We start from the raw sequence: 11,929 nt of genomic DNA, 5'->3' as shown, positions 1-11,929 counted from the left end.
GGCGAGGCCGGCGAGCACGCCGTCTTCGGACGTTAGCACCAGCGTGCCGCGCAGGGCGATCTGTGGCAGCGCGCGGTCGAGGCGTCCGCGGATGGCGAACCAGGCGCCGGGGATATGGCCGCGTCGATATTGCGGGCTGGTGGAGAGATCGACGACGGCGACGTCGTCGGTGTTCATCAGCGTCGAGACATCGATTTGTGCGTCGGATGGGATGGTGCCGAGCACCTTAGCCGCCGGCTGACCTCTCTCATTGCCAGCTTCGAGCAGCACGAACACTTCCTTCCAGCCCATTTGCTTGAGCCAGGAGGCGCTCATCACCGCGCGCGCTTGCTTGTCGTCGCACAGAACGATGCGGGCGCCGTGCGTGCCCCGCGTGCCCGGGGGCCGGGCGGCGCCGCGGCGGCGGCCGGCCAGGCCGGGCGCGCCCGGCGAGGAACCCGCGCCGGTGGCGTCATCGGCGGTCGTCGGGGGAGTCCGGTCGGTGGAGGCCCGCGACGACGTGGGCTCCGACGGCCGGCCCGCGCTCCGCGCGCCGTCCACCGGCGGGGAGGCGGACGTGGAGTCGACGACGCGCAGGCCCGCGCGAGCCCGGCGCTCGCCGTCCCCCGGGCCTCGGCGACCCCCGTCCTCCGTCACGCGAGCCAGGCTAGATCGGGATCCCGCGCCCGGAGACCGCGCCGCGCCGAGCCGGATCCTCAGCCCCCTCTCAGACGACCCTCACCCGGGTGTCATGCCCGACGGCGAGAGTGGTGCCATGACCGAGACGCTCGCTGCGCGCCCCGTCGATCCCGACGTGGACGCCGAGACGCGTGCGGGCTTCACCGACTCCGCCGAGGGCTGGACCCCGCCGTCGTGGGACGACGTGGTGCGCGAGCACGCCGACCGTGTGTACCGCCTGGCCTACCGGCTCACCGGCGACGCCCACGACGCCGAGGACCTCACGCAGGAGACCTTCATCCGGGTCTTCCGCTCGCTCGCGGCCTACCAGCCCGGCACCTTCGAGGGCTGGCTGCACCGGATCACGACGAACCTGTTCCTCGACATGGTCCGGCGGCGCGGGCGGCTGCGGATGGAGGGCCTCCCCGAGGACACCGACCGGCTGCCCGGCGGCGGGCCCGACCCCGAGCAGGTCTTCTCCGAGGCCCACCTCGACCCCGACCTGCAGGGTGCCCTCGACGAGCTCGCGCCCGAGTTCCGGGCCGCCGTCGTGCTCTGTGACGTGGAGGGACTCTCCTACGAGGAGATCGCGGCCACGTTGGATGTCAAACTGGGGACCGTGCGCAGTCGCATCCACCGGGGACGTCAGGCCCTCCGCAGCGCGCTCGAACGCCGTCGTGCCGAGCGCGCGGCCGAGGAGGGGGCCGGCGGGCACACGCCGGTGACGCTCCGCGCCGGGTCCGCGCCGTGATCGGCCGACCCCGCCACGGCCCGTGGTCCCGCTGGATCGGGGCCGTCTCCGAGGCGATCCCCGGCGGGCACCTGTCGCTCGACGCCGTCGTCGCGCACGTCGACGGCGAGCTCCCGCCCGGTCCGGCCGCCCGCGCCGCCGCCCACGTGGACCGCTGTCCGGCCTGTGCCGGCGAGGTGATGGCCCAGCGCCAGGCCCGCCGGCGGCTGCGCGGGGCCGACACCCCCGGCGTCCCGGCCTCGCTGCTGTGCTCGCTGCGGGCGATCCCCGACGTCGCCGACCTGCCCGAGGCCCCCGCCGGCCTCACCCTCGACCCCGAGGGCCGGTTCGTCGTGCCCGCCGAGGTCCCCCCGGCCCGGCGGCGCCCCCGCGCGCCCCGCAGCCGGCGGCTCCCGGTCGTGGTCGCGTCCGGGCTCGTCGCGGGCGCGGCCGCCGTCGTGGGCCCCGTCATCGCCGCCGGGGCCGTACCCGCCGTCACGCCCGGCGGGTCCGCGCCCGCCGGCGCCTCGCTCACCGCGGCCTCGCCCGTCCCGGCCGGGGACCGCGGCCCGGTCGTCGGCGCCGTCGAGCACGCCGGCCCCGTCGGCGCGATCCCCGCGCTCGGCCCGCCGCGCACGCCGATAACGACGACCCCGTCACCCACCGGCGCGGAGCACCCTCCTGCCTGACCCCTCCTTCACTCCCGGCTGCGGACCATCGGGTGGTGTCGCCCCGCCGTCCTCCGCGCTCTACCGTGGAGAGACGATGACCACCCACCGCGCGCGTAGACCCACCGCGAGCTGGGCGGCCACGGGAGTGCGCCGATGAGCAGCCCCTGGTCGCGTCAGGCGACGACGGAGCGCCCCGACGCGCGTGCGGACGACGCGCGCCCGGACGACGACGCCGTCGTCGGGGGGAGTCCCGACGACGACGCCACGGTGACGAACGGGCACCGTGCGAACGGTCACGCCCGGCCCGTGGACGCCGAGGAGCCGGTCGACCGCGACGAGCCCGACGCCGGGACGCACGCGCCGTCGGTCACCAACGGGCACACGCTCGACGACGACGAGATGGCCGCGGCGTTCGGCCGCCCCCCGGGCGGGTCGCGCACCGGGCCCGAGGGCGCTGGTGACGGCGCCGCCGACGCCGACCACCGCCGGCCCGACCGCACCGGCACCCGCGAGCCCTCCGTCGCGCTCGCGAGCGCGTTCGGCCGCCCGCAGGGCGCCCCGGACACGCTCCAGCGCCCGGTCGGGGCCCCGGACCCGACCGAGCACGGCGCGGACGACCTCTGGGACGGCGAGACGGCCGAGCGCAACCCCTGGCGCGACCCGTCCGCCCCCGTCGAGCTCGGCGCCCCCGCCGTGCGCGAGGGCGGGCCCGGCCCGGACCGCCGCGCCCTCGGGCCCCGGCTCTCCGCGCGCGAACTGCTTTTCGGCCGGCGCGTGGCCCCGAGCGCGCTGGTCCTGCTCGCCGTCGTGGCCCTGCTCGTGGGCGCGGTCGGCGGGGTGGTCGGCCACCTCACCGCCGAGGGCTCCGACGCGCTGATCGACCCGGGCGCCACCCTCGCCCAGGTCGACGCGGGCAAGGAACGCCCGGCCGGGTCGATCGCCGACGTCGCCGGCCGGGTGGTGCCCGCCGTCGTCTCCATCGAGGTCCGCTCGGGCACCACGGGCGGCACCGGCTCGGGCGTCGTGGTCGACGCGCGCGGGGACATCGTCACCAACAACCACGTCGTCTCCCTGGCCGCGACCGACCCCCGTGCGACCCTCGAGGCGGTGTTCGCGTCCGGGATGCGCGCGACCGCCCGGATCGTGGGCCGCGACCCGCAGACCGACATCGCGGTGGTGAAGGTCGACGTCGTGAACCCCGTCGTGGCGCAGCTCGGCCGGTCGTCCGACCTGCGGGTGGGCGACGGCGTCATCGCGATCGGCTCCCCCCTGGGCCTCGCGGGCACCGTGACCACCGGGATCGTCAGCTCGCTGCGCCGTCCGGTGCGCCTCGACGCCGAGTCGGCCGACGCGAACCCCGTCATCGACGCCATCCAGACCGACGCCGCGATCAACCCGGGGAACTCCGGGGGCGCGCTGGTCGACTCGACCGGCGCCGTCGTCGGGATCAACACCGCGATCCGCACCCTCGGCGGCACCGACAGCTCCGGACAGGGCGGCTCGATCGGCCTGGGCTTCGCGATCCCGATCGACGACGCCCGGGCCATCGCGCAGTCGCTCATCACGACCGGCGGCTTCGCCCACACCGACCTCGGGGTCAACGCGAAGTCGGTCACCGACGGGACCTCGGACGGCGCGCAGATCCTCAACGTGCGCCAGGGTGGTCCGGCCGACCGCGCCGGGGTCCTCGAGGGCGACGTCGTGACCCGCGTGGACGACCGGCCGATCGCCTCGGCCGACGAGCTGACGGTCGCCATCCGCGAGCACCGCCCGGGCGAGACCGTGACCCTCGGCGTCGTGCGCGGCGGCCGGCCGCTGTCACTGCAGGCGCAGCTCTAGGAGGGGCGGGGTGTTCGAGAGCGTCGGCTGGGGCGAGATCCTCGTCCTCGCGCTGATCGGGCTGTTCGTGCTCGGTCCGGAGCGTCTCCCCGGGGCGGTCCGCTGGGTCGCCGACACGGTGCGGACGGTGCGCGAGTACGCGGCCGGCGCGCGTGACCAGCTGCGTCAGGAGATCGGCCCGGAGTTCGAGGAGCTGCGCAAGCCCCTCGAGGACCTGCGCTCCATCCGGGACCTCGACCCGCGGCGCGCGGTGCGGCGCACCCTGTTCGACCCGGTCGCCGACGGCACCTGGAGCGGTGCGGCCACCCCGGCGTCCCCGGACCCGGCGGCGACGGCGGCCGGGACCGCGGCGCTCACCACCGGGAACCACGGGCTGCCCGCCGCCGGGGACGGCGGGGTCGTGAAGGGCCAGTCGGACCGGGCGACGCCGCTCGCCCCGGGCGAGGCGGCCCCGTTCGACCCCGACGCGACGTTGGTGCGCTTCGCGCTCGTGAGCACTAATCCGCCCTATCACACGGATTAGTGCTCACGAGCCGGAGGCACCTCCGAGGCCATCGGGTTGGCGCGCATCCGCCCACCGGGGTCGAGGCGGCGCAGGATCGCGCCGGTGATCGCGTCGAGGTCGCCGACCCGGTCGGGACCGACCGCGTCGATCACCAGCCGGCGCACCTCGGCGGCGTGCCCCGGAGCCGTCGCGACGACCTTCTGCCACCCCGCCTCGGTCAACCGCGCCATCGTCACCCGGCCGTTGCCCGCACAGGGCTCGCGCCCGACCCAGCCCTGCTGCTCCAGCCGCGACACCACGTGGGAGAGCCGGGAGAGCGATGAGCTGACCATCGACGCCAGCTCGCTCATCGGCATGACGCGGCCGTCGGCCTCGGAGAGCATGGCGAGGACGAGGTAGGAGAACTGGGTCAGCCCGGCGTCGCGCTGCAGCTGGGCGTCCAGCGCGGCGGGCAGGAGCTGCATGACGGCGGCGGTGCGCCGCCAGGCGTGCTGCTCCTCCGCACTCAACCACTCGGCCATATCGGACAGCTTACACTTGATGCTTCAACTGTCTAGCGGTAGGGTCGGTGACCCAGCCACTCCCAGGAGCGCGACCCATGACCTCTCCGTTCGCCACCGCCGCCCCGGGCGCCGCTTTCGACGCCTTCGTCGGCCCCGCCCGCGCCACGGCCGCCGGCCGCCGCCCGTGGACCCCCGAGGACGGTCCGCTCCCGGCGGTCTACCTGTCGCACGGGGCGCCGCCGCTCTACGACGACGGCGACTGGATGCGCGAGCTCTTCGGCTGGGCGCACCGCATGCCCCAGCCCCGCGCGGTCGTCATCGTCTCCGCGCACTGGGAGTCCGCGCCGCTGACGATCTCCTCGCCCGCAGCAGGCACCCCGCTCGTCTACGACTTCGGCGGCTTCGCGGAGCGCTACTACCGCATGACCTACGCGACGCCGGACGCGACCGCGCTCGCCGACCGGGTCGCCACGATGCTCGCCGGCGGCGAGCCGGTGCACCGCTCGGAGCGCGGGCTCGACCACGGGGCCTGGGTGCCGCTGTCGGTGATGTACCCGAACGCCGACGTGCCGGTGCTGCAGATCAGCATGCCCGACGAGGACCCGGAGCGGCTGATGGCCATCGGCTCCCGGCTGCGCGAGCTGCGCTCCGAGGGCGTGCTCGTCGTCGGCTCCGGGTTCATGACCCACGGGCTGCCGTTCCTCACCCGCGACATGCTCCGCGGCGACGCCGTACCCGGCTGGACCGACGACTTCGACGCCTGGGTCGCCGACGCGCTCGCCCGCGGGGACGTGGAGGAGCTGCGCCGCTTCCGCTCGGCGCCCGGCATGCCCTACGCCCACCCGACCGCGGAGCACTACGTCCCGCTGTTCGTCACCCTCGGCGCCGCCACCGACCCGGAGGTCGGGGTGACCACGGAGATCGACGGGATGATGTGGGGCCTCTCGCGGCGGTCGTTCTCCCTGGCCTGACCGGATCGTCCGAGGACATCCCGCCGTCACGCGGCGTCGCTACCGTCCTCGGCCGTGTTGACCATCCGGGACGCCTCACCCGAGGACGCGGACGCCTGTGCCGCGATCTACGCGCCCTACGTCCGCGACACCGTGATCAGCTTCGAGGCGGTCCCGCCGGACGCCGTCGAGATGGCCGACCGCATGGCCGCGTCGCACGTGTGGCTGATGGGCGAGGACGACGGGCGCCCGGTCGGGTTCGCCTACGGCGGGCCCTTCAACCCGCGCGAGGCCTACCGCTGGGCGTGCAGCGTCAGCGTCTACCTCGAGGTCGGGCGCCGGCGGACCGGGGCGGGGCGGGCGCTGTACGAGGCGTTGTTCGCCCGCCTGGCCGACCTCGGCCTGCGTCGGGCGACGGCGGGCATCACGCTGCCCAACGAGGCGAGCGTCGGGCTGCACGCCGCGCTGGGCTTCGAGACCGTCGGGACGTTCCCGCGCATCGGCTGGAAGGACGGCGCCTGGTACGACGTCGCCTGGATGCAGCGCGATCTGTGAGCTCGGCTCGTGTGCGTGTGCGTGTGCGTCAGCGGCCGGCCGGCGAGATGTTCAGCGACATCCCCGCGAGCCCGCGGGCCCGCACCGTCAGCCGGTCGGCCACGGCGCGCAGCGCCTCCCCGGCCGCGGACTGCGGCGCCGAGAGCACCAGCGGCACGCCGGCGTCCCCGCCCTCGCGCAGCCGGGTGTCGATCGGGATCTGCCCCAGCAGCGGGACGGGGGAGCCGATCGACTTCGTCAGCGAGTCCGCCACCTGCTGGCCGCCGCCCGAGCCGAACAGCTCCAGGCGCGACCCGTCGGGCATGTCCATCCACGACATGTTCTCGACGACGCCGACCAGGCGCTGCCGGGTCTGCAGCGAGATCGCCCCGGCGCGCTCGGCCACCTCGGCGGCGGCCTGCTGCGGCGTGGTGACCACGAGCAGCTCCGCGTTCGGGATCAGCTGCGCGGTCGAGATCGCGATGTCGCCGGTGCCGGGCGGGAGGTCGAGCAGCAGCACGTCGAGGTCGCCCCAGAAGACGTCGGCGAGGAACTGCTGCAGGGCGCGGTGCAGCATCGGCCCGCGCCAGACCACCGGGGTGTTGCCGGGGGTGAACATCCCGATCGAGATGACCTTCACCCCGTGCGCCTGCGGCGGCAGGATCATCTCGTCGACCTTGGTGGGCAGGTCGGCGGCGCCGAGCATGCGCGGCACGGAGTGGCCGTAGATGTCGGCGTCGACCACGCCGACCGAGAGGCCCTTGTTCGCCATGGCCGCGGCCAGGTTCACCGTCACCGACGACTTGCCGACGCCGCCCTTGCCGGAGGCGACCGCGTAGACGCGCGTCATCGAGCCGGGCTGCGCGAACGGGATCACCGGCTCGTCGGCGTCGCCCTTCACCGTCTTGCGGAGCTCGCGACGCTGCTCGTCGTTCATGACGTCGAGCTCGACCGAGACGGCCGACACCCCGGAGACCGCCGACACTGCGTCCGTGACGCGGCGGGTGATGGTGTCCTTCATGGGGCATCCGGACACCGTGAGGTAGATCGCGACCTCGACCTTGCCGTGGTCCAGGACGCGGACGTCCTTGAGCATGCCCAGCTCGGTGATCGGACGGTGGATCTCGGGATCCTCGACACCGGAGAGTGCGGTGCGGATCGCCTCGACCGACGGTGAACCAGCCATGACCCGATGTTACGTGGCGCTGTCGCCCGCGCCGGGCGCCGCCGCGTGGTTCGTCCCACGTCCCCCGACGCCGGCCCGGTCCAGCGCCCGCTCGAGGGCCCGGTCCACGGCGCCCTCGACGGCGCGCTCGACCGCCCGGTCGAGCGACTTGGCCAGGGTCTTGTCCAGCGAGCGGTCGACCGCGCGGCCGAGCTCCTTCTGCATCTCCCGGCTCACCCCGCCGCCGCGCTCGCCGCCGCGCTCGGACAGCTCGCTGCGCAGGAAGTCGCGGGTGACCATCTCGCCGACGGCCAGGCGCACGGCCGCGAGCTCCCGCGAGAGGTACTCGGTGTCGGCGATGGTGCGGTTCGCCCGCACCCGGTCCTCCTCGAGGGAGACCCGGTCGCGGTCGTCCTGCCGGTTCTGCGCGAGCAGGATCAGCGGTGCGGCGTAGGCAGCCTGGGTCGAGAAGGCGAGGTTGAGGAGGATGAACGGGTAGGGGTCCCACTGGTAGACGATCCCGGTGAGGTTCAGTGCGATCCACACCACCACGAAGAAGGTCTGCCAGCCCAGGTAGGTACCGGTCCCGAGGAAGCGCGCGAGGCGTTCGGCGGTCCGCCCGAAGGCCTCGGTGTCGAGCTCGACGCGCAGCCGGGACTGCGGTCCCGCAGGCATGTCGAGTCGGCGGCGGGTGGAGCGTTCAGGCACGGCGGCCTCCGCGGGTTCGGCGGGTGGGCGTGGGTGCGGACGAGCCCGACGACCTGGGCGACGCGGTGCGGGTCGTCGCGGCCTCCCCGCCCACGGGCGGGAGGGCGGACGGCGGGACGCGCAGGCCACCCGTCGTCGTGGGGTCCGGGTCCTGGGTGCGCCAGTCCTCGGGCAGCAGGTGGTCCAGGACGTCGTCGACGGTCACCGCGCCGAGCAGGTGGTCGTTGTCGTCGATCACCGGCCCGCAGACGAGGTTGTACGTCGCGAAGTAGCGGGTGACCTCGGTCAGCGACGCCTCGGGGTGCAGCCGGGTCAGCTCGGCGTCGAGCACGCCGGCGACCAGCTCGAACGGCGCCTCCCGCAGCAGCCGCTGGGCGTGCACGCAGCCGAGGTAGCGCCCGGTCGGGGTCGCCGACGGCGGGCGCGCGACGAACACCATCGACGCCAGCGCGGGGGTGATGTCGGGGTTCCGCACGCGGGCGAGGGCCTCGGCCACCGTCGCGTCCGGGTTCAGCACGATCGGCTCCGGGGTCATCATGCCGCCGGCGGTGTCGGCCGAGTACGTCAGCAGGCGGCGCACCGACTGCGAGTCCTCGGGCTCCATCAGGCCCAGCAGCTGCTCGGACTCCGGGTCGGGCAGGTCGCCGAGCAGGTCCGCGGCGTCGTCGGGGTCCATCGCCTCGAGGACGTCGGCGGCGCGCTCGGAGTCCAGGTGGCGCAGCAGGTCGCGCTGGTCGACGTTGGGCAGCTCCTCGAGGACGTCGGCGAGGCGTTCGTCGTCGAGCCCGTCGGCCACGTCGTGGCGGCGGCGCAGCGGCAGGTCGAGCAGCGCCTGCGCGACGTCGGCCGAGCGCATGTCCTCGAAGGTGGCGAGCAGTTGCTCGGTGCCCTGGCCCTCCTCGGCGAGCGAGAGCCCGCTCACCGCGGCCCACGGCAGCACCTGCACCGGGCCGCGGCGCCCGAGCACCCCCGCCCGCTCGGTGACCGCGAGGCGGGTGATCAGCCAGTCGCGGCTGCGGGTGTGCTCCATGAGCACGTCGGCGACGGTGGCGTCGACCCCCTTGTCGACGATCCGCACGCCCGCATCGAGCATCTCCCCGACGACGAGGACCTCGTTGGGCCGCTGCACGAACGACCGCAGGTTGACCTGCCCGGTCGTCAGCGTGACCGCGCCGGCGTCGATCGCGGTGACGCGCAGCATCGGCACGAAGATGCGGCGTCGGGACCCCACCCCGACGACGAGGCCGAGCACGCGGGGGGGCCGCGGCCCGACCGACACCGCCGACACCGCGTCGCGGACACGCCCGATGTTCTCGCCGTCCGGCCCGAGAACGGGCAGACCGACCATCCGGGCGACGAACACCCTGGTCATCGCGGTGCTGGCGGCACGGGTCACGTCGAGAGGTTAGCGGCGGCGGGCCGGTTGTCGGAGCTGAGAGGGTGACCGGACGACGACGGGTGGATGAGGACGGCCTCTCGGGGGTGGTCGTTGAGAGCGTCTTCACCTGAATCGGCACAGCCGGGCCCGCGCGTGTCAGCATCCCGTCAACCACATGTCTCCGCGACGACGACGCGGAGGCCCCGAGGAGGTCAGTGCGAGTGAGTGTCGTGAACCGTCCGCGCCGGTCGTGCCTGGCGGTGCCCGGCTCGAGCCAGAAGTTCATCGACAAGGCCCGGACCCTGCCCGCGGACCAGATCTTCCTCGACCTCGAGGACGCCTGTGCTCCGCTGGCGAAGCCCGGAGCGCGCAAGACGATCGTCTCCGCGCTGAACGAGGGCGGCTGGGAGGGCAAGACCCGCGTCGTCCGCGTGAACGACTGGACGACCGAGTGGACCTACCGGGACGTCACCGAGGTCGTCGAGGGCGCGGGCGCGTCGCTGGACGCGATCATGCTGCCCAAGGTGCAGACCGCCGCTCAGGTGCACGCCCTGGACTTCCTGCTCACGCAGATCGAGAAGACCATGGGCTACGAGGTCGGCCGCATCGGCATCGAGGCGCAGATCGAGAACGCCCTGGGCCTGACCAACGTCAACGAGATCGCCGCCGCGTCGCCGCGCATGGAGACCATCGTCTTCGGCCCGGCGGACTTCATGGCCTCGATCAACATGAAGTCGCTCGTCGTCGGCGAGCAGCCCCAGGGCTACACCGAGGGCGACGCCTACCACTACATCTATATGCAGATCCTCATGGCGGCGCGCGCCTACGACCTGCAGGCCATCGACGGCCCCTACCTGCAGATCCGCGACGTCGACGCGTTCCGCCGGGTCGCCGCGCGCTCGGCGGCGCTGGGCTACGACGGCAAGTGGGTCCTCCACCCGGGCCAGATCGACGCCGCCAACGAGGTCTTCTCGCCCGACCAGAGCGACTACGACCACGCCGAGAACATCCTCGACGCCTACGAGTACTTCACCTCCGAGGCCGGTGGGAAGAAGGGCTCGGCGATGATCGGCGACGAGATGATCGACGAGGCGTCGCGCAAGATGGCGCTGGTCATCGCCGGCAAGGGCCGCGCGGCCGGCATGACCCGCGGTGAGCGCTGGACGCCCCCGGAGAGCTGAGCACCGACACCGGCCCTGACGCATACTGGCCGGTAACCACCCCAGAGCAGGGAGCACGTCGCATGGCACGCCTCGCCCAGACCGCGGGTCTCACGGACGTCCAGGAGGAGATCCTCGCCACGGTCCGCGACTACGTGGACAAGGAGATCATCCCGCACGCCCAGGAGCTCGAGCACGCCGACGAGTACCCCCAGGAGATCGTCGACGGGATGAAGGAGATGGGCCTGTTCGGGCTCATGATCCCGGAGGAGTACGGCGGTCTGGGCGAGTCGCTGCTGACCTACGCGCTGGTCGTGGAGCAGATCGCGCGCGGGTGGATGAGCGTCTCGGGCGTCATCAACACCCACTTCATCGTCAGCTACATGCTGATCCACCACGGCACCGAGGAGCAGAAGCAGCACTACCTGCCGCTGCTCGCGACCGGTGAGACCACCGGCTCGTTCTCGATGTCCGAGCCGGACCTGGGCTCCGACGTCGCGGCCATCAAGACCCGCGCGAAGGCCGACGGCGAGGACTACGTGGTCGACGGCGCCAAGATGTGGCTGACCAACGGCGGCTCCTCGAACCTCACCGCGGTGCTGGTCAAGACCGACGAGGGCGCCGAGAAGCCCTACCAGAACCTCACGACCCTGCTGGTCGACAAGCCGCGCGGGTTCGGCAAGGTCACCGAGGGGCTCTCGATCCCCGGCAAGATCGACAAGATGGGCTACAAGGGCGTCGACACCACGGAGATGGTGTTCGACGGCTTCCGCATCCCGCAGTCCCAGGTCCTGGGCGGGAAGCCCGGCAAGGGCTTCGCGCAGATGATGGACGGCGTCGAGGTCGGCCGCGTGAACGTGGCCGCCCGCGCCTGCGGCATCGCGATCCGCGCCTTCGAGCTCGGCATCGACTACGCCCAGCAGCGCTCCACCTTCGGCAAGCCGATCGCCCAGCACCAGGCGATCGCGTTCAAGCTCGCCGAGATGGCCACCAAGGTCGAGGCCGCGCACCTGATGATGGTCAACGCCGCGCGCCTGAAGGACCGCGGCGAGCGCAACGACGTCGAGGCCGGCATGGCCAAGATGATCGCCTCGGAGTACTGCAAGGAGGTCACCGAGGAGTCGTTCCG

At 73.6% G+C, this 11,929-nt stretch carries 12 protein-coding genes and 1 pseudogene; 8 read left to right on the top strand and 5 right to left on the bottom strand.

Annotation, left to right across the window (positions count from 1 at the left end; all coding sequences use genetic code 11):
* A partial coding sequence (locus tag AC0CYZ_RS12065; protein ID WP_472215585.1) for a rhodanese-like domain-containing protein occupies window positions 1-636 on the bottom strand: 636 nt, incomplete at its 3' end.
* A 118-nt stretch (window positions 637-754) separates the two neighbouring features.
* On the opposite strand from AC0CYZ_RS12065, the gene sigE reads away from it, so the two are divergent.
* From sigE to tatB, 4 genes are all read left to right on the top strand, one after another.
* The gene (gene sigE, locus AC0CYZ_RS12060) at window positions 755-1,408 is read left to right on the top strand and encodes an RNA polymerase sigma factor SigE (protein ID WP_472215583.1); all 654 of its coding nucleotides are present in this window, start codon (window positions 755-757) and stop codon (window positions 1,406-1,408) included.
* Window positions 1,405-2,076 carry a zf-HC2 domain-containing protein gene (locus AC0CYZ_RS12055; RefSeq protein ID WP_472215581.1) on the top strand — a complete coding sequence of 224 codons (672 nt, stop codon included), beginning with the start codon at window positions 1,405-1,407 and terminating at the stop codon, window positions 2,074-2,076. Before sigE ends, AC0CYZ_RS12055 begins: the two co-directional genes overlap by 4 nt.
* Before the next feature lie 135 nt (window positions 2,077-2,211).
* Window positions 2,212-3,897 carry a trypsin-like peptidase domain-containing protein gene (locus AC0CYZ_RS12050; protein WP_472215579.1) on the top strand — a complete coding sequence of 562 codons (1,686 nt, stop codon included), beginning with the start codon at window positions 2,212-2,214 and terminating at the stop codon, window positions 3,895-3,897.
* Between the two features lie 10 nt (window positions 3,898-3,907).
* Window positions 3,908-4,420 carry a Sec-independent protein translocase protein TatB gene (gene tatB, locus AC0CYZ_RS12045; protein WP_472215577.1) on the top strand — a complete coding sequence of 171 codons (513 nt, stop codon included), beginning with the start codon at window positions 3,908-3,910 and terminating at the stop codon, window positions 4,418-4,420.
* On the opposite strand, the gene AC0CYZ_RS12040 is transcribed toward tatB, so the two are convergent.
* Window positions 4,417-4,923, bottom strand: a complete 507-nt coding sequence (locus AC0CYZ_RS12040; protein WP_472215575.1) for a MarR family winged helix-turn-helix transcriptional regulator — start codon at window positions 4,921-4,923, stop codon at window positions 4,417-4,419. The two genes, tatB and AC0CYZ_RS12040, sit on opposite strands and share 4 nt — an antisense overlap.
* 77 nt (window positions 4,924-5,000) lie before the next feature.
* On the opposite strand from AC0CYZ_RS12040, the gene AC0CYZ_RS12035 reads away from it, so the two are divergent.
* Together AC0CYZ_RS12035 and AC0CYZ_RS12030 are read left to right on the top strand one after the other, a co-directional pair.
* Window positions 5,001-5,876, top strand: coding sequence for a dioxygenase family protein (locus AC0CYZ_RS12035; protein WP_472215574.1), 876 nt, complete (start codon window positions 5,001-5,003; stop codon window positions 5,874-5,876).
* A 57-nt stretch (window positions 5,877-5,933) separates the two neighbouring features.
* Window positions 5,934-6,410 (top strand): GNAT family N-acetyltransferase, encoded by a 477-nt coding sequence (locus AC0CYZ_RS12030; RefSeq protein ID WP_472215589.1) that lies wholly within the window; start codon window positions 5,934-5,936, stop codon window positions 6,408-6,410.
* Between the two features lie 28 nt (window positions 6,411-6,438).
* Here AC0CYZ_RS12030 and AC0CYZ_RS12025 read toward each other — a convergent pair whose 3' ends face one another.
* From AC0CYZ_RS12025 to AC0CYZ_RS12015, 3 genes and pseudogenes are all read right to left on the bottom strand, one after another.
* Window positions 6,439-7,575 (bottom strand): Mrp/NBP35 family ATP-binding protein, encoded by a 1,137-nt coding sequence (locus AC0CYZ_RS12025; protein ID WP_472215572.1) that lies wholly within the window; start codon window positions 7,573-7,575, stop codon window positions 6,439-6,441.
* 246 nt (window positions 7,576-7,821) lie between these two features.
* A pseudogene (locus AC0CYZ_RS12020) lies at window positions 7,822-8,229 on the bottom strand (DUF1003 domain-containing protein); the annotation flags it as partial.
* Window positions 8,230-8,254: 25 nt separating this feature from the next.
* Window positions 8,255-9,634 (bottom strand): magnesium transporter MgtE N-terminal domain-containing protein, encoded by a 1,380-nt coding sequence (locus tag AC0CYZ_RS12015; RefSeq protein WP_472215587.1) that lies wholly within the window; start codon window positions 9,632-9,634, stop codon window positions 8,255-8,257.
* A gap of 227 nt (window positions 9,635-9,861) precedes the next feature.
* Here AC0CYZ_RS12015 and AC0CYZ_RS12010 point away from each other — a divergent pair, with 227 nt between their 5' ends.
* A complete protein-coding gene (locus AC0CYZ_RS12010) occupies window positions 9,862-10,821 on the top strand; it encodes an HpcH/HpaI aldolase/citrate lyase family protein (protein WP_472215570.1) in 960 nt (319 codons plus the stop codon).
* A gap of 62 nt (window positions 10,822-10,883) precedes the next feature.
* Window positions 10,884-11,929 (top strand): acyl-CoA dehydrogenase family protein (locus AC0CYZ_RS12005; protein WP_472215568.1); only part of this gene is annotated, 1,046 nt, incomplete at its 3' end.

It is taken from the genome of Actinomycetospora sp. (assembly GCF_055612215.1).
The sequence above is the reverse complement of the archived record's forward strand: the minus strand, read 5'-3'. Positions and strand labels throughout refer to the sequence as shown.

Bases quoted from the DNA above. Each gene is read 5' to 3' on its own strand.
- AC0CYZ_RS12015 (WP_472215587.1), bottom strand. From the start codon at position 9,634: ATGACCAGGGTGTTCGTCGCCCGGATGGTCGGTCTGCCCGTTCTCGGG.
- sigE (WP_472215583.1), top strand. From the start codon at position 755: ATGACCGAGACGCTCGCTGCGCGCCCCGTCGATCCCGACGTGGACGCC.
- AC0CYZ_RS12040 (WP_472215575.1), bottom strand. From the start codon at position 4,923: ATGGCCGAGTGGTTGAGTGCGGAGGAGCAGCACGCCTGGCGGCGCACC.
- AC0CYZ_RS12035 (WP_472215574.1), top strand. From the start codon at position 5,001: ATGACCTCTCCGTTCGCCACCGCCGCCCCGGGCGCCGCTTTCGACGCC.
- AC0CYZ_RS12025 (WP_472215572.1), bottom strand. From the start codon at position 7,575: ATGGCTGGTTCACCGTCGGTCGAGGCGATCCGCACCGCACTCTCCGGT.
- AC0CYZ_RS12050 (WP_472215579.1), top strand. From the start codon at position 2,212: ATGAGCAGCCCCTGGTCGCGTCAGGCGACGACGGAGCGCCCCGACGCG.